The organism is Tateyamaria omphalii (assembly GCF_014651375.1).
Classification (GTDB): Bacteria; Pseudomonadota; Alphaproteobacteria; order Rhodobacterales; family Rhodobacteraceae; genus Tateyamaria; species Tateyamaria omphalii.
On the sequence record NZ_BMWT01000005.1, the window covers coordinates 169,243 to 193,284 of the forward strand.

Below are 24,042 nucleotides of genomic sequence, written 5' to 3' on the forward strand. Positions count from 1 at the left end.
GTGCAATAATGTTGCGTAGGGCGCGCCGTATTTTGCGCTCTGTTTCTTTAACATGCACCGGAGGCCAATATTATGGCTGGCACACAACACGGGCTGACACGGCTCGATCAACTTTTCAAAACGTGTATTCATGGCAAAGGACCTTCAAGACCATTTGCTCAAACGCTTGGGCGCGTTTTGCCCGCGAACCCTGTTCACATCAAGAACATCACCCATGCGGATGTGATTGCGGCACTGGATGAACTCGCGCAATCCATGGGGGCGACCCAGAACGAGGATGGGCATGCAGATGCGGGCATGACATTCCTGGGTCAGTTCGTGGATCACGACATAACCCTTGATGCGACGTCGGCCCTTGGCACGCGCATCGATCCTTCAACGATCCCGAATGTGCGAACGCCAAGTCTCGATCTGGACTGCGTTTATGGCGCGGGACCTGAAGCGTCACCGCATCTCTATGGTGAGGGTGAGGCGGAGCAATTTCTCGTCTTTGGACGGAAGGACAATCCGCGCGACCTGGCTCGGACCTGTGCCGGCAAGGCACTGATCGGCGATCCGCGCAACGATGAGAACATCATCGTGGCGCAGGTTCAGGCGATTTTCATCGAGCTGCACAATATCCTGATGAGCAAACGGGTCGAAGATGGCGATGATGCAAAGGACATCAAGGCTTGCGCCCACGAGGGGCTGCCGAAGCATATCTGGCATGACCACGTGAGCCCAAAACTGACCAACTTCGAAGAAGTGCGCCGCTTTATCCGGCTGCACTATCAGTGGATCGTGTGGTGCGAGTTGCTGCCCGCCTTCATCAAGCAGGAATGCCTGGACTGGGCGCTGGAGAACCACGCGTTTGGGTGGGATGCTCCGGTTATGCCGGTGGAGTTCACCGGTGCGGGATACCGGTTTGGTCATGCGACAACCCAGTTTGAGTACGCGCTGACCGAGGGGGCTGATCCCAAGGGCCTGTTCGCCACGCTCGGCTTCGGCCGTCGTCCGGTTGAGGGGAACCTCGACTATGCGATGTTCTTTGAAATGAATGGTGATGTGTCGTCGCAAAAGGCGCGGCCTGTCGGGCCAAAACTCGGGACGCCCTTGCTCAACCTTCCCTTTGTCCACGCGCCGATTGAGCTGGCGGATATCGAGGAAACGTTGACGCTGGATCAGTCCCGCAATCTGGCCCTGCGCAACATGGTGCGTGACCGCTACACCTATCAACTGGCCAGCGGTCAGCAATTGGCGGCGCATCTTGGGACGCATCCCATCGATCCGCCTGCCATCCTGAAGGCCAAGGGCATCACCAAGACACCGCTGTGGTTCTACTGTCTGCAAGAAGCGGAAGAGAAAGGCCATGGCAAGTTGACCGGGGCCGGGGGCCGTCTGGTGGCATCCGTCTTTGCCAACCTGCTCAAGCGGGATTCCACAACCTTCCTGCACGTGCCTCATTTCAAACCGTGGCACGGGTTCAAGGGGCAGCCGAGCGTTCTGGCCGGTCTGATTGCCTATGTTGAAGCGCATCGCGGGCACATTGCCCATGCCAAAGACCTGCAATGCGGCTGATCAGGGTTTAACCTGGGGGGCGGGGGCTGGCGTGCGCGCTGGCCCCTGTCTTTTTTGATGCTGATTTTTTTGGCCCTATCCTGACGTCATCTCTGCACGCGATGCTTGCAAGGCCAGCCGCCCCTTGGCAGGGTTGACGCAAGGGAGGAACGCGCGGGGCCGGGGAGGGCCGCGCAGGCAAGGCGTTGCTCTGACAGGAAAAACGGGAGGCGCAGATGCTTGGCCAAATGATGAACTACCCTCTGACCATTTCTTCATTGGTCGATCACGCGGCGCGGTATCATGGGGATACAGCCATTACGTCCGTGAACACTGGTGGAGGCGTGGAAGAGACAACATGGGGGCAGGTTGGGGCCAATGCCCATCGGTTGGGTGACGCGCTGCTTAAGCTTGGGTTGGAGCCCCATGCCCGCTGCGCCACCATTGCGTGGAACAACCGGCGGCACCTTGAGATTTACTTTGGTGTGTCCGGCGCAGGGCTGGTCTGCCACACGATCAATCCGCGCCTGTTTCCCGAACAGCTGATCTACATCATCAACCATGCCGAGGATCGGGTGCTTTTCATCGACCGCACCTTTGTTCCGCTTGTGAAAGCGATACGTGACAAGATCCCCGGTGTGAAGCATATCGTTTTGATGGACGGTCGCGATGAGGCAGCTGCGGAAGAGATTGAGGGCCTCCAGTTTTACGACGAGTTGATTGCCACCGGCTCGCCTGCCTTCGAGTGGCCGGAGTTCGATGAGAACACGGCGTCGTCGCTGTGCTACACGTCCGGAACGACCGGGAACCCGAAGGGCGTTTTATATTCCCATCGTTCGACTGTCCTGCACGCTTTTGCGTCCAACACCCCGGATTGTATCGGGTTTTCTGCCCGTGACGTGGTGCTGCCGGTGGTGCCAATGTTCCATGTGAATGCGTGGGGCACGCCCTATGCCTGTGCGCAGGTGGGTGCGCGGATAGTGTTGCCCGGGCCGGGACTGGATGGGCCGTCGCTGGTCAAGCTGATCGATGGGCACAAAGTATCTATTGCCCTCGGCGTGCCGACGATCTGGCTGGGTCTGCTGGGCGAAGCGGAGGCGTCAGGCTCGCAACTGACATCCCTAAAACGGACTGTTGTGGGCGGTTCCGCCTGTCCACCGTCCATGATCGCTGCATTCCGCGAGAAGTACGACGTGGAACTGATCCACGCCTGGGGCATGACAGAAATGTCGCCGCTTGGTTCGTCCAACCAGCCGTTGGCCAAACATGCTGACTTGCCTATCGAAGCGCAGCATAAACTGCGTGAGAACCAGGGCCGCGCGCCCTGGGGTGTTGAATTGGAAATCATGGACGATAACGGCAAACCGCTGCCCCATGACGGAGAGGCGCAGGGTGCCTTGATGGTGCGGGGGCACTGGATTCTGGACAGTTACTTCCTGAAGTCGCGGGACGAGACGCTGACGGATGGCTGGTTTGACACAGGTGATGTGGCGACAATGGACCCGGATGGGTACCTGTCGATCAAGGACCGGTCCAAGGACATTATCAAGTCGGGCGGCGAGTGGATTTCATCTGTCGATCTGGAAAATATCGCCATTGCACATCCGGCTTTGGCGGATGCAGCGGTGATTGGCGCGCGGCATGAGAAATGGGACGAGCGGCCGGTCTTGGTTGCCGTTGTGGCCGAAGGGCAATCGCCCAGTGAAGCGGAAGTTCTAGCCGTTTTCGAAGGCAAGATTGCCAAGTGGCAGGTGCCGGATAAGGTTGTCTTTATCGATGTGCTGCCGCGCAATGCGACCGGAAAGGTGCTCAAGCGGAACCTGCGGGACGAGTTTGGCGAGGTGCTGATCGGTTGATCAGCGGTTTCGCCGGGCCCACCCGGTCGTTACGACTGCTCCACTTTCGAAGATTTGATAGTCGCGGTCGAGCGGCACGCCATAGCTGTCGATATTGACCGTTCCCTTTTCGTGCAGGTTGGCCGCAGCAACGCGGTCCTTGTGTACGGTGTAGTGCCAGATGCCGTCCTTGAACGTTCGTGTTCGGATGAAGGTGCGTGTACCGTATCTGGAGTGCTTTTCCGTGTATCGGCACGTGCCTGGCGTCATGCTGCAATCATGCGGGGCGAAGGTGACGGTTCCGCTCGGCACGCGCGCCTTGACGGTATTGCCCATGCTGTCGGACCATGAGGTGACTTTGACCGGTTCCCCAAGGCTTGCGTCGCGGGTGTAGCGGAACTTGAAAAGCGAGCCGTCATGGCCCATGACTTTGACCTTGGCGTTGCCGTTGTGCGCGCGCCAGGTGAAGGTCGCGCCCTTGGGGAGTGCGCCCATGTCATAAGAAGGTTGCGCCGCGGCCGGGAGTGCGAGGGTTGTTGCGATGGCCGCGATTGCAAAAAAGTGGCGGTGCATTTGATCAATCCTTGAGGTGGTTCTGGCGGGCAGGGCCACGGTATTTTTCTGTCAGTTTTTCATCGACTTCTGATCCGTCCTTGAGGTGAATCAAGATGCCCTTGCCGTTTGAGGCGCCGCGCATGGCCTTGATCTGGTCTTCGGACCGTGTGGTGCGTTGCGACATGCGCAGGCCCCAGTCGTGCAGGTGGTTCAGCAGCTTCGCCTCTATGTCGCGGTGTTGGTCCGTTTTTGCTAGATCGTGCAGCTCGTGGGGGTCCGTTTCGAGATCGAACAGCATGTTGCGCAGGCTGGGGGCTGCGCAGTGCATCAGTTTGTATCGTCCGTCGAACACCATGAAGAGGCGGCAGTCTCTTGGCTCTAGCCCCAATTTCACGGCAACCGGTGTTGCAGAGAAATCGTACTCAGAAATCACGTAATCCCGCCAATCCGGTGTTTCGTCGTGCAACCACGGCAACAGGCTGCGCCCTTCGATGATGTGATCAGGTACGGCGCCACCTGCTGCCTCAACGAAGGTTGCGGCAAGGTCGATGGATTCGACCAACGCATCGCATGTGGAGCCGCGGGTGCTGTTGGCTGCCTCACGCGGGTCAAAGACGATCATCGGCACCTTGACCGATGGGTCATGGAACAGGTTTTTTTCGCCCAACCAGTGATCGCCTAAATAGTCACCGTGGTCCGATGTCAGTACGATCATGGTGCTGTCCATCTGCCCCGTTTCTTCCAGATGATCGAGCAGGCGACCCAACTGGTCATCGCATTGCTTGATCAGGCCCATATATGCCGGGATGACCTTGGCGCGCACCTCTTCATCCTGAAAGGCGCGACCCACTGGGCCGCTCATGAACGTGTCAAAGACCGGGTGGGCATCGTCCCGTTCCTCGTCGCCGCGGTTGGCGGCGGGCACGTGGTTGGGTCCGTACATGTCGTGGTAGGGCGCGGGCACGATGTAGGGCCAATGCGGTTTGATGTAGCTTAGATGCGCGCACCAAGGCCCCTTGGTCTGGTCGATGAAACGGATGGCTTCCGATGTGAGCCATGGCGTTTCGCTGTCTTCCTCGCGGATGTTGGCTGGCAGGTCCGTGTTGTCAAAGAACCAGCCCGAAGCGATCTGACCGTCCCTTACTCCGGCATTGGCGTAGTCGGCCCATGGATTGGTGCCATCATACCCTTTGGACTTGAGGTATTCGTTGTAAGGGCTTCGCCTTTCATCATAAAACCCGTCTGGCCCTTCGGCCCAAAGCCCGTCGTCGCGCACCCATGGATCGAACCCGCATTCCGTGGTGCGCACGCCGATCAGGCTGTCCGCATCCAGCCCAAGACGCTCCATGCCTTCGGCGTCGACAGTCATGTGCGTTTTGCCGATCAGGTGGCAGGACATGCCGATCTTGCGCAGGTGATCGCCCAAAGTGTGTTCGCCCACGCGTAGGGGAAAGCCGTTCCAGTGTGCGCCATGAGACGAAGCGTAGCGCCCTGTGTAATAGCACATGCGCGATCCGCCACAGATTGGTGATTGTACATATGCATTGGTAAAGCGGACGCCCATCGCCGCCACCCGGTCGAAGTTCGGCGTATCAAGGTGTGGATGCCCGGCACAGCTGAGGTAGTCGAACCGCAGCTGGTCATACATCACAAACAGAATGTTCAAGATCGGTCAGTCCCCGAGGCTTTGCAGCCGCTCGCGTACGGCCATAACCGAAGAGTAGGTGGAGACGGAGTAGGGCACAAGGAAGGTAAGTGCGCATTTGACCCAAGCGACGGGGTCCATTTGCGCCGTCACTATCCGATCGCCGTGATTGATCACCGCAATGACCACACCGACGACAATGGCAATCTTGGTTGCGCGTCGCACAACGGATCGGTCGGTGGCGATCTGCCAAGCTGTTGGATGTGCCATTTTGCCTCCTGTCGCTCCAAATTGGACCAAATGGTTCCGAATGCAACGGATTTAGGCGTCTTCGCACGCAACTGTGAAGAAAACATGGAGCGGGTAACGGGAATCGAACCCGTAACTTAAGCTTGGGAAGCTCGCGTGATACCTTTTCACCATACCCGCGCCGTGGATGTTCGGGATATGCGTGGGTGGGCCTCGCGTCAAGCGGGTTTGCGTGCGCGGTAGATGTGGATGCAGGCAGGAATACGTAGGCCAGACGACGTGTCAAAGTCAGAAATGGCGTCGGCCACCGCCTGGTGCACTCTTGCTGTCATCGCTGTGTCTGCCTCGTGATATTCGACCGCGCGTTGTGCCGGACCGATGTCGAGAAAGAGTGCGGCCGTCTCCGAAGCGTTGCCGGGTGGGGTGAGGTCCAAAGCGACGGTTTCGACATCGGTATTGCTCAACCCGGCCTGTTCCATCATCTCCAGAACACGAGCGCTGTCTTCGAACGCGAAGGGACCGGGTAATGTGCGATCGACCTTGGGCAGGTCGCCCAATACACCCACAGCCGCCTTGGCTGGAACCATGAAAAATGGATTCTGCGGTGCCGGTCCCCAAGCCGCAAATGTCATGGTGCCGCCCGGTGCCAGAGCTGCTTCTAGGTTGGATAGTGCGGCAACTGTGTCGTCAAAAAACATGACGCCAAAGCGTGAAATCATCGCGTCAAACAGTGAAGTAAACGGATGCGACTGCGCATCCGCCTTCAGAAACGCAATATTGGTCGTTGTCGCCATACGCTGACTGGCGAGGTCCAGCATGGTTTGCGAGATATCAAGGCCTGTCACGTGTCCGCGGTGCCCAACCGCCTGCGCCGCTGCGGCCACGCTAACGCCTGTGCCGCACCCGATATCAAGCACGCGGTCACCGGGTTTCAGCGATGCCCGCGCCATCAAAAGTTCCATGACGGGGGCCAGAACGGCATCCATTTGAGCCTGCTGTGCGACCCATTTGGGGCCTGCATCGGATGTCCAGAATTCCTCCTGATCTGCGTTTGTCATGCACGCCTCCGGCGCCGGCGTCCGCCCTCGCTGTCGCCGCCTGTGTTAAAACTAACATCGGGAAGGGTTACGAGGCTGTTCAGGATCGGGAAAGGGTCGGCTGAATTGGGGATTGCAGATGCATTCACGAAATGCTCCTGAAACCGGGGTTCGATGGCTGTTTCGATCTTGTGGATGCGCCGGACTGTCTCTTCGATCTCGGCCCGGGCATCACGGTTCAGCAAAGCGATGCGCGCGCCCGTTCCGGCCGCATTACCCGCCGAGGTCACTTTGTCCAACGGCGCGTCGGGGATCATGCCCAGCACCATGGCGTGCTTGGACGATATGTGCGCCCCGAAGGCGCCTGCCAGTACAACGCGGTCGACAGTGTCCACGCCAAACTTGTCCATCAGTAGGCGTGCCCCGGAATAGAGCGCGGCCTTGGCCATCTGGATGGCGCGGATATCGGGGTTTGTGATGGTGATGCGGGGACCGCCTGTCGCGCTACCGTCGTGCAGGACATAGGCGTGCGTGCGTCCGTCAATGACACTGCGCTGTGATCCGGTCTGTGCCGCGCTTCCGATCAGCCCCGATGCGTCCAACAGACCTGCAAGGCGCATTTCCGCAATCGCTTCGATGATTCCTGACCCGCAGATTCCGGTGATACCGGTGCCCGCGGCGGCAGCCTCAAACCCATCTTCGTCAGACCATTGATCAACACCAATGATACGGAAACGCGGTTCTTTCGTGTTGGGGTCAATCTCGACCCGCTCGATCGCGCCGGGTGCCGCACGTTGGCCTGCGCTAATCTGTGCGCCTTCAAACGCGGGGCCTGTCGGGGAAGAACAGGCGAGGACCTTGTCCTTGTTGCCCAGCAAGATCTCTGCATTGGTGCCGACGTCGACGACCAACATCAGGTCGTCCGACTTGTCCGGTGCCTCGCTCAAGGCCACGGCAGCAGCATCCGCTCCGACGTGTCCGGCAATACATGGCAGCAGATAGATCCGAGCCGAGGGGTGGATATTGAGGTTCAGGTCATAGGCTCTCAGACGAAGTGCATTTGAGGTCGCCAGTGCAAAAGGTGCCTGGCCGAGCTCGAACGGATCAATACCCAGTAGCAAGTGGTGCATGACCGGGTTGCAGACAAAAACGGCGTCGACAATCAGCCCTTTGTCAATTTCGGCCTCCGTCGCGATTTGCGTGAACAGGGCATTCATCCCTTCGCGCACGGTCAACGTCATCTCGTCCGCACCGCCCGCATTCATCATGCCATAGCTGACACGGCTCATCAGATCCTCGCCAAAGCGAATTTGTGGGTTCATGATACCCGAAGAGGCGACAACTTCTCCGGTGGTCAGATCACACAGATGCGCTGCGATTGTGGTGGACCCAAGATCAACCGCAAGGCCGTAAACGGCGCCTTCGTAGTAACCCGGCCAGATATGCATGATCCGTGGTGCATTCTCGTCATCTCCGAGGTGGATGGCGACAGTGACTTTCCAGCTCCCCTTGCGCAGTACCGGTTGCAGGGCCTGAAGAATATGTAGATCCGCGTGAATGTTGGTGATGCCCCAATCTGCGTCGATTGCTGCCACCAGGCGCTCCAGATCGCCGGAAGGATCGTGCATGTCGGGTTCGGCAACCTCGACATAATACAGTTTCGTCGACGGGTTCATGACGATGTCCCGCGCCTCGGCCCGTTTGCGCACGACCTGCTTGTGCACCTGGCTTTCTGGCGGGACGTCGATCACCACGTCACCTTGCACTGTGGCCTGACAACCGAGACGACGGCCATCGATCAATCCGCGCTTGGATTTGTAGCGTTCCTCGACCTTGTTCCACTCAGAAAGGGCATCGTCGGCCACGGTCACACCGTGTTTTGGAAATTCTCCATAGCTGGGTGTGATCTGACACTTGGAACAAATCCCGCGGCCACCGCACACGGAATCTAGGTCGACTCCCAATTGCCGCGCAGCGGTCAGGATGGGTGTGCCGACAGGGAAGTTGCCGCGCTTGCCGGAAGGGGTGAATACGACGAGTGGATCGGTGCTCATGAACGCCTCGGAATCTTGCCTGCCCTTACAATAGTGACGGCGCGGCCAGTGGAAAGGTGTCAAACGACATGGCTCGTTCCGCAGGCGTCAGATTGCGCTCATCTTTAACCCTCGCTCCGGATTGCGGCGGTTGGCGCTTTTCGTGCTATCCGCCCGCACGGGCGTGAAAGATGAAGCCCAGCAGGTTCATCAATACTTGCGCTGCGAGAATGGCCGTCGATCCGGTTGGGTCATAGTCCGGCGCAACCTCCACCAAGTCGATGCCTACAATGTCATGCCGTCTTGCCGCTGTTTGCAACATCTCAAGCACGTCATAATAGAGAAAGCCTCCATGGCTGGGTGTGCCGGTGCCGGGTGCAATCGAGGGGCAGAACGCATCGATGTCGATGGTAATATAGAGACGCGCACGGTCGGGAATACGATCAATCACGCCCTTCGGACCCAGAGCCCGCGCCTGTCGCACCGACAGGATGTCCGATCCCATGGCGCGTGCGTCGTCATAGCCCTCTTTTGCTGTGGAACTTACATTGCGGATGCCCACTTGCGTCAGACCGTTGACATAATCGCATTCCGCCGCACGGCGCATGGGGTTTCCGTGGCCATGGCGTACGCCATGTCGTTCATCGACAAAATCCAGATGTGCATCGATCTGAAGAATGTGGATGTCGCCTTGGCCGTCAAAGGCGCGGATGCAGGGGATGTTGACCGAGTGGTCGCCGCCAATGGTGACGGGCAGGGCACCCGCAGCGAGAGCCGCCCGCACGCCGGTCTCAATGTTGGCGTGGGACCCTTCGGTGTCTGTGTGGATGATGTCGGCATCACCCATATCCATGATCCGCACAGTCTCGGGCAGGTAGGTGGCGTCGTCTTCGTGGTCGTAGGCTCCGGCATGGCCAAAACTGAACAGCGTCGATGCCTCGCGCACCGCGCGCGGGCCGAACCTTGCGCCTGAGCGCCATTGCGTCCCAGCATCGAAAGGCGCGCCGAGTATTGCGACATCGGCATCCAGCTTTGCCCAATCTTCGACATAGGGTCGCTTGCCGAAGGTTGAAATGCCCACGAAAGGAAGGTTTAGGCGGCCAGTATCATATGTGTTTGTCATGAGGTTGGACCATGCCTGTGCATGCCCTGCCGGTGCAAGCCCTGTTCTCTACGCGGATGAGGCCTGGGCGATCTGGCTCGTCACCCGGCATTTTGACGTTCCAGGCCAAACCCAGCGACTGGAGCGTTGAGATCAGCCAGAACCCCGGGTCAAGCTGGCCTTTTTCGACCCCAAGACGCGCTGAGTACGGAAACGCGTGATGATTGCCGTGCCAGTTTTCTCCAAAGGTCACGAGGCTCCAGCGGGGCACGTTGAAACCCTGTACTGGGAGCCCTGTCACCACCCAGCTCTGGTGACCGCGCCGATGTGCGACATGGCCAATCCACCAATGGCCAACCAGCGAGACAAAAATGCGCAGGCTGATGCCCCAAAGAACCCAAGCCCACCCGCCAAGGGCAAACAGCAACAATCCAAGAGGCAGGTTTTGCAGCCACCACAAGCGTTCCATCCACGCATAGATGCGATCTTGGTCCACGCGCTGCTCAAGCACAAAGCGCGGCGGGTGAACGAGATCATATCGACAGCAAAGCTGCCACCATGCATCCCTGACAAGGCTGGCGCGATGTGCGGGATGGGCGGGGCACATGCGCTGTCGCTGATGCCAGTCGCGCATGTCGTGGGTGCGGATCATACCAATCGGACCAGCCATTCCGACACATGTGCCCAGCCAGACCAACATATACTCGATCATACGATGCGTCTCGAAACTGCGGTGGATCAATAAGCGGTGCATTCCAACGGAATGTCCTGCACAAACGGTGAGTGTGGTTAACGCCAGAAAAACCATGGCTGCGTCCCATTGAGGAAACAGCAACACGCCCATGATCCCCAAAACGCCGTGGCCAATGACCCATAGGGTTTTCCAGACGTCCACGCGAACCGTTCCGCGCATGTTGCAGGTGCCCAGTTCCGAGATGACCCGCTCGGTATCACAAAGGTCAGGCATGTTGGATGGTTTTTCGGCGTACATAAGTTGCAGCGTGGCTTGAGGATACCATTCACGCAATAGGGCTTCCCATTTTTGCAGGTCCATGAAATAGGGAGGCGTCAAACGAACCCTCCCAAGGAGACCCCCATGGAGATTCGCGAGGCGCTCACCTTCGATGATGTTCTTCTGGTTCCAGCCGCGTCCAACGTGCTGCCCACGACCGCAGACACGCGGACCCGTGTCACCAAAAGCATTGCACTGAACATTCCGTTGCTCAGTTCAGCGATGGACACCGTGACCGAGGGGCGCATGGCGATCGCCATGGCGCAGGCTGGTGGTATGGGGGTCGTGCACCGCAATCTCGACATTGATGCACAAGCGCAGGAGGTTCGCCGCGTCAAACGGTTTGAAAGCGGTATCGTCTACAATCCCATCACGCTAAGTGCCACGCAGACCCTTGCAGATGCCCGTGAGCTGTCAGAACGCTATGGTTTTTCTGGGTTTCCCGTGGTGGATGAAAACCGACGTGTCGTCGGGATCGTGACCAACCGAGACATGCGCTTTGCCGAGAATGACAAGACGCCTGTGTCCGTGATGATGACGACCAAGGACCTTGCCATCTTGCATGAACCTGCGGACCGGGATGAAGCCATCAGCCTGATGAAAGCACGGCGGATCGAAAAGCTGCTGGTGACCGACGCCGACGGAAAGCTCACGGGTTTGCTGACACTCAAAGACACGGAGAAGGCTGTTTTGAACCCGACAGCCTGCAAGGATGATCTGGGACGTCTGCGCGTGGCGGCCGCATCCACTGTCGGAGATGCGGGCTTTGAACGGTCGCAAGCGCTTGTCGACGCAGGCGTGGACATGATCGTGATCGACACAGCCCACGGACACTCCGAAGGCGTTGCAGAGGCGGTGCGGCGGGCCAAAAACCTGTCGAACGAGGTGCAGATCGTTGCGGGTAATGTTGCGACCGGAGAAGCGACGCGCGCGTTGATCGATGCAGGCGCTGACGCGGTGAAGGTCGGTATTGGGCCAGGCTCTATCTGCACCACACGGATGGTGGCGGGGGTCGGTGTCCCACAGTTGACCGCGATCATGGACTGTGCTGCCGCAGCTGGCGATGTGCCTGTCATTGCTGATGGCGGGATCAAGTTCTCGGGCGATTTTGCCAAGGCGATTGCTGCTGGCGCGTCCTGCGCCATGGTCGGAAGCATGATTGCCGGTACAGATGAATCTCCGGGCGAGGTCATCCTTTACCAGGGCCGCAGCTTCAAGTCTTATCGCGGCATGGGCAGTTTGGGCGCCATGGCGCGGGGCTCTGCAGATCGGTATTTCCAGAAGGACGCAGCCAGTGACAAGCTGGTGCCCGAAGGGATCGAAGGGCAGGTGCCATATAAGGGATCAGCCGGCGCCGTTATCCACCAGCTGGTCGGCGGATTGCGGGCTGCGATGGGTTACACCGGCTGTGCAACAGTTGATGAGATGCGGAAGAATTGCAATTTCGTAAAGATCACCGGTGCTGGTCTCAAGGAAAGTCACGTGCATGATGTGCAGATCACGCGTGAATCTCCGAACTATCGCGTTATGTGAGAAATCAATGTGTTGCAGTGCGATCCTAAACTAGGAATTGTGCGATGACACCGGGCGCACGTGTGGCTGCAGCCATCGAAATCCTCGATGCGATAGGCGAAGGCCAACCTGCAGAGAAAGCGCTGTCCCGGTGGGCCCGCGCCAGTCGCTTTGCTGGATCCAAGGATCGGGCTGCTGTGCGTGACCATGTCTTTGATGTGCTTCGAAATTGGCGCAGTGATGCGGCTCGCGGCGGCGCGGAGACCGGACGCGGACGCATGATTGGCAGGCTGCGTGACCAATGTATCGACCCGGACCAGTTGTTGAATGGTCAAGGGCATGCACCTGCACCGTTGTCCGATCTTGAACGTGAAGATAGTGATCAGGTTATGCCCAGAGGTGTCGCCTGGGATCTGCCCGATTGGCTGATGCCGATCTTTGAGGCAAGTCTCTGTGAAGACGCTGAGCGTTCAGCGCATGCGTTAAAGGAGCGCGCACCTGTGACATTGCGGGCCAACATCTCCAAAACCACTGTTCCGGATGCGCAAAAGGCATTGGAACGTGATGGTGTTGTGACCATGATCAACCCGCGTGCCGAAACAGCTCTGACTGTTGTGGATGGTGCCAGGCGTGTTCGAAACGCGACGGCCTACCACGACGGGCTTGTGGACATTCAGGATGGGTCAAGTCAGGCCGCCGTTGCTGGGCTGGGGGTACCTGGGCGGGCGTTGGACATGTGTGCCGGTGGTGGCGGCAAAGCGCTGGCGATGGCCGCTCTTGGCTGGAACGTGACGGCCAGTGACATTGATGCGGCGCGGATGATTGACCTGCCCACTCGGGCGGCGCGAGGTGGGCATGACATCATGATTTGTTCGCCAGAGAGGCTCGTATCCCACGGGCCATTTGATTTGGTGTTCGTTGATGCGCCGTGTTCCGGGTCGGGTACATGGCGGCGGACGCCCGAGGCGAAGTGGGCGCTGACCCGCGATAGGTTGGAAGAGCTGATGCGCATTCAACGCCAGGTTTTGACGCAAGCCGCCACGCTTGTCGTACCGGGCGGAACGCTTGTCTACGCGACTTGTTCGGTGTTGCGCGAGGAAAACGAAGAGCAGGTTCAAAACTTCACAGCAGAGGCCTTTGGGTTTCAAGCTGGCGCGACGCAACGCTGGGCGGTTGATGATTGGGGCGACGGGTTCTTTTCTGCGCACTTGACACGCACAGGTTGAGAGGGGCTTACTCAACCTCAGGTTTATCGTGTCGAGATGTTTCGCCTTTGGCGTCACCTCTCTGCTGGGCGGAAACGGGTAGGGCTTAAGAGGCAGTTAACCGTTTTGGCCGCAGAAAGGCACAACGAATCGAGAGAGACGAGGTGCCTGGTGCCCAATAGCGTGGGATCGCCGATCAATTTGACACCCCCGGAAAGGGATGGCTCGCATCGTGCGGTCAGCCTTCTTGGCGCGGCCGTTTTACTTGGGGTGATGGGTGTTCTCGCGCCGGATCGATTGCTGCAAATGGGGCTTTTGGCGGCATCGCTGGCGCTCATGGGGCTCGGCATTGCGATTGTTCTGCAGGCCCGCAGAACCCGATCACGCCTCGAAAACACCATTTCGACCATAGCTTCTTTTATCGAAAGGGATGCCTCTCCAAGTTTTGTGTGCACAACCGATGGTGAAGTCTTGCAAGCCAATGCCGCTGCACGCCAGACTTATGCCACCCGCAAGGGCGAGACGATGGCGGGCACGCTTCGCAATACATTTGCCAACCCGGGCGGTATCCTGTTTCGGCTGAAAAAGCAGGCCGAGATTGACGGTGCCGCACGAGAAGACATCGTGACGCGGAAGGGCCATATGCGCCTCGCAGTGCACGAAATGGAAAACGACACGCTTTTGTGGAGGTTGGAGGCAGCACCAGACACGGGGCAGGGGCGAGGGGCGGATGGCCCCGGGTTGCCGATGCTGATGGTTGGTCGAACAGGCGCCGTGCTTTATATGAATGAAAGCGCCCGAAAGCTTGTCGGTGGCCGGGTCAAAACGCTTGAGGCTGTGTTTGAACAAGTCCCCGTAAAACTGGGTGCGGTGAACCCGCTGACGTCACCTGACGGACCCGTCGACGTTCTTGTCACACAGGTCGAGGCCGGCGCAGGCCGACGCGCCTTCTACCTTTTGCCGCCGCCGGCCCAAAGCGCCGATGAGGGATCGGGCAGTTGGGCCTCGCTCGAGGATTTGCCAGTGCCACTCGTTCGGTTTTCGCCGGATGGCGAAGTGCGCGCGTTCAATCGTTGTGCGTCTGATTTGATTGGAAATGCGCTGGCCGTTGGGAAACAAATTTCTGATTTGATGGCGGGGCTGGGGCGCCCGATCAGTGATTGGCTGGAAGAAACCGTGTCTGGGCGCGCGGTGCAGCAGTCGGAATTTCTGAGGCTGACACGGTCCGACAAAGAAATGTTTGTTCAGGTCGCGCTAAACCGAATGAACGAAGACGGCGAGGTTTCCGTAGTCGCCGTCCTCGCAGATGCGACAGAGCTGAAAACACTGGAAGCGCAGTTCGTTCAAAGCCAGAAAATGCAGGCGATCGGTCAACTTGCGGGAGGTGTTGCCCATGATTTCAACAACCTGCTCACTGCGATTTCCGGCCATTGCGACTTGTTGTTGCTGCGCCATGACCAAGGCGACCCGGACTACAGCGACCTCGTACAGATCAACCAGAACGCCAATCGTGCCGCCGCGCTGGTGGGTCAGCTGCTCGCGTTCTCTCGCAAGCAGACGCTTCGACCGGAAGAACTTGATCTGCGCGACACGATGTCGGATCTCACCCATTTGCTGAACCGCCTGGTCGGTGAAAAAGTCACGCTGAATCTGTCCCATGACCCGGTTTTGAAGCCCATACGCGCAGACAAGCGGCAGTTGGAACAGGTGTTGATGAACCTCGTGGTTAACGCGCGTGATGCCATGCCTGACGGCGGCGAAATTCAGATCGACACCGAATGTGTGACTTTGTCCGAACCATTGGAACGTGATCGCGTGTGTGTGCCCGCTGGAGACTATGTCTGCTTGCGAGTCGTTGATCAGGGCGTCGGTATTTCGGCCGACAAGCTGCAAAAAGTGTTCGAGCCGTTCTACACCACCAAAAAAACCGGTGAGGGGACCGGCCTTGGGCTGTCCACCGCTTACGGGATCGTAAAGCAAACAGGGGGGTTTATCTTCGTCGACAGCACGCCGGGGAAAGGAACGTGTTTTTCGATCATGTTCCCCGTTCTCGAAGTGACAAAATCGAAAAAGCCTGCTGCGAAAGTGCCTGCTCAGTTGACAGAGCCCAAACATGGCGACGGTGTGATTTTGTTGGTCGAGGACGAGGCACCGGTGCGCGCTTTCGCCAGCCGCGCATTGCGACTACGCGGATACACTGTGCTTGAAGCGGATTCCGCCGAAGCAGCGCTCAAAACGTTGGAAGATGTTTCCTTGAATGTCGATCTTTTCGTAACGGATGTGGTCATGCCCGGAAAGGATGGTCCATCATGGGTGCGCGAAGCACTTCGGGAACGTCCCGATGTGCGCGTTGTTTTTGTTTCGGGCTATGCCGAAGATCGACTGACAGACCAACAAAGAGAGATCCCCAATTCGGTCTTCCTGCCGAAACCCTTCTCACTCAATGATCTGGCCGAAACTGTGCACCAACAACTACATTGACTGACCTAAGCCGTTGGGATGCTTTCATATAGCGCAAATTCTTCTGCGAGTTTTCGACGGAATCGTTTCTCTACTTCCTTGGACAACTCCACTGGGCGCGCGGGCGATACGTTTTCCTGTCTCAACTCAAAGGTGACGCCGAGCCGTTCGGTTAAGAAAGCTTGTAGACGGGCCTGATCCTCGTAGCGGAACAGATGTGTGACACCTGTTCCGTTTGGCTGACGTTCCAGAAACTTGTATTGGCTCCCAACATCCGCAAATTCGGGTTTCTTACCCTTCATGTATGCCAGCACAAAGTCGTCAAAGCTGATGCCATGGGTGGCGTTTGGTTTGCCTTGCATGAACGGGCGTTGCCGATACCTCCACCAACTGCCCAACCAGCTTATGGGGTCTCTCATAACCGCCATGACGTCCAATTCCACATCACAGACTTTTAGGAACATGGGGCGAATGAATCGGTTGTAGCGATACACCGGCGCATGTTTCAGCGAAGGAGGTTCAGAAATAACGAGGTCCGCATGCGGTGCCAAAGCGGTTTCGTAGGCCGAGGATCCGGTCTTGGGCACGGCCAGAAATGCCAGCTTTGCCTTGTAAAACACCAACATGTCCTGCCCCGTTCAGCTTTTCTTCAACTTTGCTTTGGGCCGTAAACTACTCCTTAACCCGTGTTGGAAAAAGGTGGTTACGTAGAAATTTATTGAAATGTTCCCGATTTGATCTCATAAGGAACGCAAGGGGAACATCGAAGCATCCTCGGCAGTGATTGCCGCCCCCCGGCGGGTATGACACAAAGGACCAAAGCAATGGCAACGGCAGACCTTTTGACCATGACAGACAAGAAATCGGCAGACAAACAAAAGGCGCTCGACAGCGCACTGGCCCAGATCGAGCGTCAGTTCGGCAAGGGGTCGATCATGAAACTCGGCGATGAAAACGCCATTCAGGACATTAAGGCGAGTTCAACCGGTTCGCTTGGACTCGACATTGCGTTGGGTATCCTGCACTGTGTGGCAGAGCAGCAAAAGGCGGGTGGGGTTTGTGCCTTTGTCGATGCAGAGCACGCGCTGGATCCGCAATATGCCAAGAAGCTGGGCGTTAACCTTGATGAGCTGCTGATTTCGCAGCCGGACACAGGTGAACAGGCGCTTGAGATCACCGATACTCTGGTGCGCTCCGGTGCTGTGAACATGGTTATCGTTGATTCTGTGGCCGCTTTGACACCCAAATCAGAACTTGAGGGCGACATGGGCGACAGCAGCGTCGGTGTGCAGGCCCGCTTGATGAGCCAGGCCATGCGTAAGCTGACGGGATCGATCAGCCGGTCGAACTGTATGGTGATCTTTATCAACCAGATCAGGATGAAGATTGGTGTCATGTTTGGCTCGCCCGAAACCACCACAGGGGGCAACGCGCTGAAATTCTATTCTTCGGTGCGTTTGGACATCCGCCGCATTGGAGCGCTGAAGGATCGTGACGAGGTCGTGGGCAATGCCACCCGCGTGAAAGTCGTCAAGAACAAGGTAGCGCCGCCGTTCAAGCAGGTGGAATTCGACATCATGTATGGCGAAGGCATCTCGAAAATGGGCGAACTGCTCGATCTTGGCGTGAAGGCTGGTGTGGTCGAGAAATCGGGCTCCTGGTTCAGCTATGGTGATGAACGGATCGGGCAGGGGCGCGAGAACGCCAAGACCTTCCTGAAGGAAAACGGACGTATCGCCTACGAGATCGAAGACAAGATTCGTGCGGCGCACGGGCTCGACTTCGATATGCCCAAACATGAACAGATCGAGGATGACGATATCCTCGAAGCCTGATCGGTCAGGTGCAGGGGACGGACCCAGGCGCACCAGACGTGGTAAAGACAGTATCTGGAACAGGGTGTCGCGAAGGCGGCACCCTGTTTCGTTTGTGGACACTGCCGCGGCGCAGCGCTATGTCAGAGCGACCAATCAGACGCCCGGACCTACGCCCATGCCATCGCTCAATGACATCCGCTCGACATTTCTGAATTACTTTGAAAAACAAGGACATGCGGTCGTGCCATCCAGCCCGCTGGTGCCACGCAACGATCCAACACTGATGTTCGTGAACTCGGGCATGGTGCAGTTCAAGAACCTGTTTACCGGGTTAGAGAAACGCGACTACACGCGCGCGACCACAGCCCAGAAATGCGTGCGGGCCGGGGGCAAGCACAATGACCTCGACAATGTGGGCTATACGGCGCGTCACCACACGTTCTTCGAGATGCTCGGCAACTTCAGCTTCGGCGACTATTTCAAGCACGAAGCGATCCCGTTTGCATGGAATCTGATCACGGGCGAGTTCGGTATCCCGAAGGAACGGCTCTATGTCACCGTGTACCATACCGATGACGAAGCGTTCGAGATCTGGAAGAAGGTCGGCGTTCCCGAAGACCGGATTATTCGCATCGCCACCTCCGACAACTTTTGGCAGATGGGTCCGACCGGCCCCTGCGGCCCATGTACCGAGATTTTCTATGACCATGGCGAACACATTTGGGGCGGCCCTCCCGGCAGTCCGGAAGAGGATGGCGACCGGTTCATCGAAATCTGGAACATCGTTTTCATGCAGAACGAGCAGTTCGAAGATGGCTCGATGGTCGATCTGGACATGCAGTCCATCGACACCGGCATGGGGCTTGAGCGGATCGGGGCGCTGTTGCAGGGCAGCCATGACAATTACGACACCGACCTGTTCAAGTCGCTGATCGAGGCGTCTGCGGATGCCACGGGTGTCGACCCTTACGGCGATCAGAACTTGCATCATCGGGTGATCGCCGATCACCTGCGTTCGACCTCGTTCCTGGTTGCGGATGGCGTGATGCCATCGAATGACGGGCGTGGCTACGTGCTGCGCCGCATCATGCGTCGCGCGATGCGGCATGCGCACCTGTTGGGGGCCAAGGACCCGGTGATGTACCGTTTGGTACCTGCGCTGGTGCAGCAGATGGGCGCCGCCTATCCGGAACTGGGGCAGGCGCAATCGCTGATCACGGAAACGCTGCAGGCCGAAGAAACCCGGTTCAAGCAGACCCTCGACCGGGGGCTGAAACTGCTGGATGACGAGGTTGCTGGCCTGGCTGAAGGCGCGGACCTGCCGGGTGATGCAGCCTTCAAACTCTATGACACATATGGCTTCCCGCTTGATCTGACGCAGGATGCGCTGCGCGAAAAGGGATACGGGGTGGACACGGATGGCTTTGATGCCGCCATGGCCGAGCAAAAAGCCAAGGCACGTGCCGCGTGGTCAGGTTCAGGCGAAGCTGCCGATGCCACCGTCTGGTTCGATTTGGTTGACAGTCACGCTGCCACCGACTTTCTGGGCTATGACACCGAAATCGCTGAAGGTGTGGTGCTTGCCATTGTCAATGAGGGCGCTGAAGTCCAATCGCTGGATGTTGAAGGCGGCGGTGCCTGGGTTGTCTTCAATCAGACCCCGTTTTACGCGGAATCGGGTGGGCAGGTTGCCGACCACGGATATGTGCGGAGCTTGGAAGGAAGCCAGGAAGAACACGAGACCCGGTTTTCGGGACATGTCAGCGATGTGCAAAAGCGGGCGGGCGGTCTTTACGCTCACTACCTGAAGGTGGACAGCGGTCAGTTGTCTGTCGGCGACCCGGTTCGGCTCGAAGTTGATCATGCGCGTCGCACCACAATTCGCGCCAACCACTCGGCCACGCACCTGCTGCACGAGGCGCTCCGCAATGCGCTCGGGGACCACGTCGCACAGCGCGGCTCACTCAATGCGCCGGATCGCCTGCGCTTCGATTTCAGCCATGGCAAGGCGATGAGCCTTGAGGAATTGAACACGGTCGAGGCGGAGGTCAACGCCTATATCCGCCAGAACGCGCCAGTCGAAACGCGGGTCATGACGCCGGATGATGCTCGCGCCTTGGGGGCACAAGCGCTGTTTGGTGAAAAATACGGTGACGAAGTCCGCGTGGTGTCCATGGGGACCGAAGCCGGATCCGGTAAGGGCATCAGCGGTGACACCTACTCGCTTGAGTTATGCGGCGGCACACATGTGCGTCAAACCGGCGACATTGGCGCTTTCGTCACGCTCGGTGACAGCGCATCCAGTGCTGGTGTACGCCGGATCGAGGCGCTGACGGGGCAGGCGGCAATGGACTATCTGCGCGGACAAGATCACCTGTTGGCCGAGACGGCCACCGAGCTCAAAGCGCAGGCCCAGGACGTTCCGGCGCGGGTCAAGGCCCTGATGGATGAACGCAAGGCGCTGGCCGCCGAAGTGGCGCAGTTGCGTCGCGATCTCGCCATGGCGGGCGGCGGGCAAGCCGCACCCGTGGCCGAGGATGTCAACGGAACGCCCTTCCTCGCGCAGGTGCTGAGCGGTGTGACAGGTCGTGATCTGCCCGCATTGATTGACGAACACAAAAGCCGCATGGGGACGGGTGCGATCCTTCTGATCGCGGATGCGGATGGCAAAGTGGCCGTGGCTGCCGGTGTCACGCAGGACAAGATCGACAGCGTGAACGCCGTTGATCTGGTTAAGGCCGCCGTAGTCGAATTGGGTGGTAAGGGTGGTGGCGGCCGCCCCGACATGGCTCAGGGCGGGGCCAAGGATGCAGCAAATGCGGACGCCGCCATTGCAGCGGCCAAAGCGGTCATGGGAGGATAAGATGCCAGCACTCTGGATTGCACATGTCACGGTGACGGACGAAGAGGCGTACAAGAAATACGCCGCCGGGGCGACGATCGCCATTGCAGATCATGGGGGAACGTTCATCGCACGCGGCGGTCGCTACGTGCAGCTTGAGGGCAAAGATCGCCCCCGCAATGTGGTTGCTAAATTCCCGGACGTTGAAACCGCGGAGCGGTGCTACCATTCAGACGCGTATCAGACTGCACTCGAGCACGCTCGTGGTGCCTCTGAGCGCGAACTCCTGATTGTCGAAACGTCCGAGTAGCCGTTTCTTCTGACTGAAAATACCATGGGGTCTGGGGCAACGCCCCAGTCCCGACTTAAGACGCCCGTGCCATCCGCTTGCGTTCATGCGGGTCCAGATAGCGTTTGCGCAACCGCACGGCGTTTGGCGTCACTTCCACCAACTCGTCATCGTCGATATAGGCAATCGCCTCTTCCAACGACATCGTCACCGGCGTGGTCAGTCGCACCGCTTCATCCGTTCCCGAGGCACGGACGTTGGTCAATTTCTTGCCCTTCAGCGGGTTCACTTCCAGGTCATTGTCCCGGCTGTGCTCACCGATGATCATGCCGGTGTATACGTCCGCTTGCGCGCCGATGAACATGCGCCCGCGCTCTTCAAGGTTCCACAATGCAAAAGCGACCGACTGTCCATTCTCCATCGAAATCAGGACGCCTGCGCGCCGTCCCGGGATCGGGCCCTTGTGTGGGGCCCATTCGTGGAATACCCGGTTCAGCACGCCGGTGCCGCGTGTGTCTGTCAGGAATTCACCGTGATAGCCGATCAAGCCGCGCGACGGCACATGGGCGACGATGCGCGTTTTTCCCGCACCCGCCGGTTTCATCTCGACCAGATTGCCTTTGCGCGCGCCCGTTAGTTTTTCGATGACAGCGCCTGAGTATTCGTCATCCACGTCGATCGTGGCTTCCTCGATGGGTTCGTGCCGAACGCCATCGATCTCCTGGAACAGGACCTGCGGGCGCGAAATGCTCAGTTCAAACCCTTCGCGACGCATGTTCTCGATCAAAACACCCATCTGCAATTCGCCACGGCCCGCCACTTCGAAGGCGTCGCCGCCCGGGGTGTCGGTGATCTTGATGGCGACGTTCGATTCCGCTTCTTTCATCAGACGGTCGCGGATCACACGGGATTGCACCTTCTTGCCGTCGCGACCAGCCAGGGGCGAGTCGTTGATGCCAAAGGTGACTGTGATGGTCGGCGGGTCGATAGGCTGCGCGGGCAGGGCCTCGGACACCGAGGTGGCCACGATACTGTCTGCCACGGTAGCCTTTGACATACCCGCAAGCGTCACGATATCGCCTGCTTCCGCCATATCGATGGGTTGCTGCCCAAGCCCGCGGAAGGCAAGGATCTTGGTGCAGCGGAAGTTCTCGATCAATGTTCCATCGCGGCTCAGGGCCTTGACGGTCTCACCCGCTTTCAGGGTGCCGGATTCAACACGACCCGTCAGGATACGGCCAATAAACGGGTCCGATCCAAGCGTTGTTGCCAGCATGCGAAACGGTTCGTCCTTGGCCGCTAGCTGGGCCGGGGCAGGGACGTGATCCACGATCAGATCAAACAGGGCCGACAGGTCTTTGCGGGGGCCGTCCAGCTCCATGTCTGCCCAGCCGCTGCGACCGCTGGCATACATGGCGGGAAAATCCAGCTGGTCATCATCCGCGCCCAGATTGGCAAAGAGATCAAAGCACTCGTCCAGCGCTCGGTCGGGCTCGCCATCCGGCTTGTCTACCTTGTTCAGCACGACGATCGGACGCAGGCCCAGCGCAAGTGCCTTGGACGTCACGAATTTGGTCTGGGGCATCGGCCCTTCGGCTGCGTCGACCAGCAGCACAACACCATCAACCATCGAAAGAATGCGCTCTACCTCGCCACCGAAATCGGCGTGGCCCGGGGTGTCCACGATGTTGATGCGCGTGCCTTTCCACTCGACGGATGTGGCCTTGGCCAGAATGGTGATCCCACGCTCACGCTCCAGGTCGTTGCTGTCCATGGCCCGTTCAGTGGTGGCCTGATTGTCGCGGAACGTGCCCGACTGTTTCAGCAATTCGTCCACAAGCGTGGTCTTGCCGTGGTCGACGTGGGCGATGATGGCGATGTTGCGCAGATCCATATCTGTCCTCAAGTAGCGTAGCGGTAGGACGTCAGTGTCCTCAAGTAGCGTAGCGGTAGGACATAAATGTCCGATGCTGGCGACACGGTCTTGAGTAGACAGTGCGCCCGTTGTCCGGCCCATATAGCGCTGCAATGCAGAATGAAAGGGCCAATGGCCTCTAGTGTGTCGCCGTGGTCGAGAAGAGTTGAATCACCACAATGCCCGTAATGATCAATCCCAATCCAAGGATGGCAGCCAGATCGAGGACTTGCCCAAACACCGCAAAGCCAATCAAGGCGATCAGGACGATCCCCAATCCAGACCAAAGGGCATAAGCGATGCCGACCGGAATGTATTTCAGCGCGATGCCCAGAAAGTAAAACGCGACCCCATAGGCCAGAACAACCAGCAGCGTTGGCCCCATCCGCGTGAACTGATTGCTGGCCTGAAGCGCGGTTGTGCCGATCGTCTCGGCGGCGACGGCCAGAACGAGGTAAACGTAATGAAGGGGCATTGGCGTGTCTTTCAGATGGGCAGGGCTGTGCTGTCCTTGATCTCTTCCATAACGAAGCTGGCCGACACATCTGCAATGGGCACGTGATGGATCAGCTGTTGATACAGGTCATCATAACCCGCCATGTCTGATACGCGCGCCCGGACCAAATAATCCAGATCACCGGTCATCCGATAAGCGCTCAAAATGCCGGGAATGGCCTGAACCGCCCGATTGAATTTTTGCTGCCAGTCCGGATCGTGACTGTGCGTGCGAATTTGCATGAACACCATCAGGCTCAGCCCGACCGCGGCCGGGTCCAACAAGGCCACCCGGGATTTGACGGCGCCATTTTCTTCCAGCGCGCGTACCCGCCGCCAGCATGCATTCCTGCTCAGACCGACCCTGTCACCAAGCGTTTCTAGGGAAACGCCTGCGTCCATCTGCAATTCGCGCAGGATTCGCATGTCTATGTCATCAAATGTCTTCATCAACCCTATGTTGGTGGGAGCATGTCACATCGCAAGGCCCCCACTGGGGTCAA

At 58.4% G+C, this 24,042-nt stretch carries 19 protein-coding genes and 1 tRNA gene; 8 read left to right on the forward strand and 12 right to left on the reverse strand.

Going from position 1 to position 24,042, the window contains the following annotated elements; genetic code table 11:
• Window positions 1-177: 177 nt before the first annotated feature.
• Both IE087_RS17225 and IE087_RS17230 read left to right on the forward strand, forming a co-directional pair.
• Window positions 178-1,557: a peroxidase family protein gene (locus IE087_RS17225; protein WP_229801440.1), complete on the forward strand. Its 1,380-nt coding sequence runs from the start codon at window positions 178-180 to the stop codon at window positions 1,555-1,557.
• Window positions 1,558-1,772: 215 nt separating this feature from the next.
• Entirely contained in the window at window positions 1,773-3,392 is a 1,620-nt protein-coding gene (locus tag IE087_RS17230; protein ID WP_189370611.1) for a long-chain-fatty-acid--CoA ligase, read from the forward strand.
• Here the strand turns inward: IE087_RS17230 and IE087_RS17235 are convergent, their stop codons facing one another.
• The 8 genes from IE087_RS17235 to IE087_RS17270 all read right to left on the reverse strand — a co-directional run bounded on the left by IE087_RS17235 (window position 3,393) and on the right by IE087_RS17270 (window position 11,046).
• Complete coding sequence (locus IE087_RS17235) at window positions 3,393-3,944, reverse strand: hypothetical protein (RefSeq protein ID WP_189370612.1); 552 nt, start codon at window positions 3,942-3,944, stop codon at window positions 3,393-3,395.
• 4 nt (window positions 3,945-3,948) lie between these two features.
• A complete protein-coding gene (locus IE087_RS17240) occupies window positions 3,949-5,592 on the reverse strand; it encodes a sulfatase-like hydrolase/transferase (RefSeq protein WP_189370613.1) in 1,644 nt (547 codons plus the stop codon).
• A 6-nt stretch (window positions 5,593-5,598) separates the two neighbouring features.
• Window positions 5,599-5,841 carry a nitrate/nitrite transporter NrtS gene (nrtS, locus tag IE087_RS17245; protein ID WP_189370614.1) on the reverse strand — a complete coding sequence of 81 codons (243 nt, stop codon included), beginning with the start codon at window positions 5,839-5,841 and terminating at the stop codon, window positions 5,599-5,601.
• 85 nt (window positions 5,842-5,926) lie between these two features.
• Window positions 5,927-6,000 (reverse strand) — tRNA-Gly (locus IE087_RS17250).
• Between the two features lie 38 nt (window positions 6,001-6,038).
• The gene (locus IE087_RS17255) at window positions 6,039-6,878 is read right to left on the reverse strand and encodes a class I SAM-dependent methyltransferase (protein WP_189370615.1); all 840 of its coding nucleotides are present in this window, start codon (window positions 6,876-6,878) and stop codon (window positions 6,039-6,041) included.
• Complete coding sequence (locus IE087_RS17260; protein WP_189370616.1) at window positions 6,875-8,911, reverse strand: ASKHA domain-containing protein; 2,037 nt, start codon at window positions 8,909-8,911, stop codon at window positions 6,875-6,877. Before IE087_RS17260 ends, IE087_RS17255 begins: the two co-directional genes overlap by 4 nt.
• Before the next feature lie 145 nt (window positions 8,912-9,056).
• A complete protein-coding gene (gene speB / locus IE087_RS17265) occupies window positions 9,057-10,013 on the reverse strand; it encodes an agmatinase (protein ID WP_189370617.1) in 957 nt (318 codons plus the stop codon).
• On the reverse strand, window positions 9,997-11,046 hold the full coding sequence (locus tag IE087_RS17270) for an acyl-CoA desaturase (RefSeq protein WP_189370618.1): 1,050 nt from the start codon (window positions 11,044-11,046) through the stop codon (window positions 9,997-9,999). The genes speB and IE087_RS17270 overlap by 17 nt, the downstream gene beginning before the upstream one ends.
• A gap of 42 nt (window positions 11,047-11,088) precedes the next feature.
• On the opposite strand from IE087_RS17270, the gene guaB reads away from it, so the two are divergent.
• The 3 genes from guaB (at window position 11,089) to IE087_RS17285 (ending at window position 16,202) form a co-directional block, all read left to right on the forward strand.
• Entirely contained in the window at window positions 11,089-12,537 is a 1,449-nt protein-coding gene (gene guaB, locus IE087_RS17275; RefSeq protein ID WP_189370619.1) for an IMP dehydrogenase, read from the forward strand.
• 44 nt (window positions 12,538-12,581) lie between these two features.
• The gene (locus tag IE087_RS17280) at window positions 12,582-13,742 is read left to right on the forward strand and encodes an RsmB/NOP family class I SAM-dependent RNA methyltransferase (RefSeq protein WP_189370620.1); all 1,161 of its coding nucleotides are present in this window, start codon (window positions 12,582-12,584) and stop codon (window positions 13,740-13,742) included.
• A gap of 252 nt (window positions 13,743-13,994) precedes the next feature.
• A complete protein-coding gene (locus IE087_RS17285) occupies window positions 13,995-16,202 on the forward strand; it encodes an ATP-binding protein (RefSeq protein ID WP_189370841.1) in 2,208 nt (735 codons plus the stop codon).
• 5 nt (window positions 16,203-16,207) lie between these two features.
• On the opposite strand, the gene IE087_RS17290 is transcribed toward IE087_RS17285, so the two are convergent.
• Window positions 16,208-16,807: a gamma-glutamyl kinase gene (locus tag IE087_RS17290; RefSeq protein ID WP_189370621.1), complete on the reverse strand. Its 600-nt coding sequence runs from the start codon at window positions 16,805-16,807 to the stop codon at window positions 16,208-16,210.
• Window positions 16,808-17,005: 198 nt separating this feature from the next.
• On the opposite strand from IE087_RS17290, the gene recA reads away from it, so the two are divergent.
• The 3 genes from recA (at window position 17,006) to IE087_RS17305 (ending at window position 21,150) form a co-directional block, all read left to right on the forward strand.
• The gene (gene recA / locus IE087_RS17295) at window positions 17,006-18,016 is read left to right on the forward strand and encodes a recombinase RecA (RefSeq protein WP_189370622.1); all 1,011 of its coding nucleotides are present in this window, start codon (window positions 17,006-17,008) and stop codon (window positions 18,014-18,016) included.
• A 157-nt stretch (window positions 18,017-18,173) separates the two neighbouring features.
• Window positions 18,174-20,861 carry an alanine--tRNA ligase gene (alaS, locus tag IE087_RS17300; RefSeq protein ID WP_189370623.1) on the forward strand — a complete coding sequence of 896 codons (2,688 nt, stop codon included), beginning with the start codon at window positions 18,174-18,176 and terminating at the stop codon, window positions 20,859-20,861.
• A 1-nt stretch (window position 20,862) separates the two neighbouring features.
• A complete protein-coding gene (locus tag IE087_RS17305; protein WP_189370624.1) occupies window positions 20,863-21,150 on the forward strand; it encodes a DUF1330 domain-containing protein in 288 nt (95 codons plus the stop codon).
• A gap of 55 nt (window positions 21,151-21,205) precedes the next feature.
• Here IE087_RS17305 and typA read toward each other — a convergent pair whose 3' ends face one another.
• The 3 genes from typA to IE087_RS17320 all read right to left on the reverse strand — a co-directional run bounded on the left by typA (window position 21,206) and on the right by IE087_RS17320 (window position 23,989).
• Window positions 21,206-23,023, reverse strand: coding sequence for a translational GTPase TypA (gene typA, locus IE087_RS17310; RefSeq protein WP_189370625.1), 1,818 nt, complete (start codon window positions 23,021-23,023; stop codon window positions 21,206-21,208).
• A 160-nt stretch (window positions 23,024-23,183) separates the two neighbouring features.
• On the reverse strand, window positions 23,184-23,519 hold the full coding sequence (locus IE087_RS17315; protein WP_189370626.1) for a DMT family transporter: 336 nt from the start codon (window positions 23,517-23,519) through the stop codon (window positions 23,184-23,186).
• An 11-nt stretch (window positions 23,520-23,530) separates the two neighbouring features.
• A complete protein-coding gene (locus tag IE087_RS17320) occupies window positions 23,531-23,989 on the reverse strand; it encodes an Lrp/AsnC family transcriptional regulator (protein WP_229801441.1) in 459 nt (152 codons plus the stop codon).
• Window positions 23,990-24,042: the final 53 nt, after the last annotated feature.

Coding starts and splice junctions, on each gene's coding strand:
- guaB (WP_189370619.1), top strand. CDS start 11,089: ATGGAGATTCGCGAGGCGCTCACCTTCGATGATGTTCTTCTGGTTCCA.
- IE087_RS17230 (WP_189370611.1), top strand. CDS start 1,773: ATGCTTGGCCAAATGATGAACTACCCTCTGACCATTTCTTCATTGGTC.
- IE087_RS17315 (WP_189370626.1), bottom strand. CDS start 23,519: ATGCCCCTTCATTACGTTTACCTCGTTCTGGCCGTCGCCGCCGAGACG.
- IE087_RS17270 (WP_189370618.1), bottom strand. CDS start 11,046: ATGGACCTGCAAAAATGGGAAGCCCTATTGCGTGAATGGTATCCTCAA.
- IE087_RS17285 (WP_189370841.1), top strand. CDS start 13,995: ATGGGTGTTCTCGCGCCGGATCGATTGCTGCAAATGGGGCTTTTGGCG.
- IE087_RS17255 (WP_189370615.1), bottom strand. CDS start 6,878: ATGACAAACGCAGATCAGGAGGAATTCTGGACATCCGATGCAGGCCCC.
- IE087_RS17305 (WP_189370624.1), top strand. CDS start 20,863: ATGCCAGCACTCTGGATTGCACATGTCACGGTGACGGACGAAGAGGCG.
- IE087_RS17290 (WP_189370621.1), bottom strand. CDS start 16,807: ATGTTGGTGTTTTACAAGGCAAAGCTGGCATTTCTGGCCGTGCCCAAG.
- IE087_RS17280 (WP_189370620.1), top strand. CDS start 12,582: ATGACACCGGGCGCACGTGTGGCTGCAGCCATCGAAATCCTCGATGCG.
- recA (WP_189370622.1), top strand. CDS start 17,006: ATGGCAACGGCAGACCTTTTGACCATGACAGACAAGAAATCGGCAGAC.
- nrtS (WP_189370614.1), bottom strand. CDS start 5,841: ATGGCACATCCAACAGCTTGGCAGATCGCCACCGACCGATCCGTTGTG.
- IE087_RS17320 (WP_229801441.1), bottom strand. CDS start 23,989: ATGAAGACATTTGATGACATAGACATGCGAATCCTGCGCGAATTGCAG.
- typA (WP_189370625.1), bottom strand. CDS start 23,023: ATGGATCTGCGCAACATCGCCATCATCGCCCACGTCGACCACGGCAAG.
- IE087_RS17235 (WP_189370612.1), bottom strand. CDS start 3,944: ATGCACCGCCACTTTTTTGCAATCGCGGCCATCGCAACAACCCTCGCA.
- IE087_RS17260 (WP_189370616.1), bottom strand. CDS start 8,911: ATGAGCACCGATCCACTCGTCGTATTCACCCCTTCCGGCAAGCGCGGC.
- alaS (WP_189370623.1), top strand. CDS start 18,174: ATGCCATCGCTCAATGACATCCGCTCGACATTTCTGAATTACTTTGAA.
- speB (WP_189370617.1), bottom strand. CDS start 10,013: ATGACAAACACATATGATACTGGCCGCCTAAACCTTCCTTTCGTGGGC.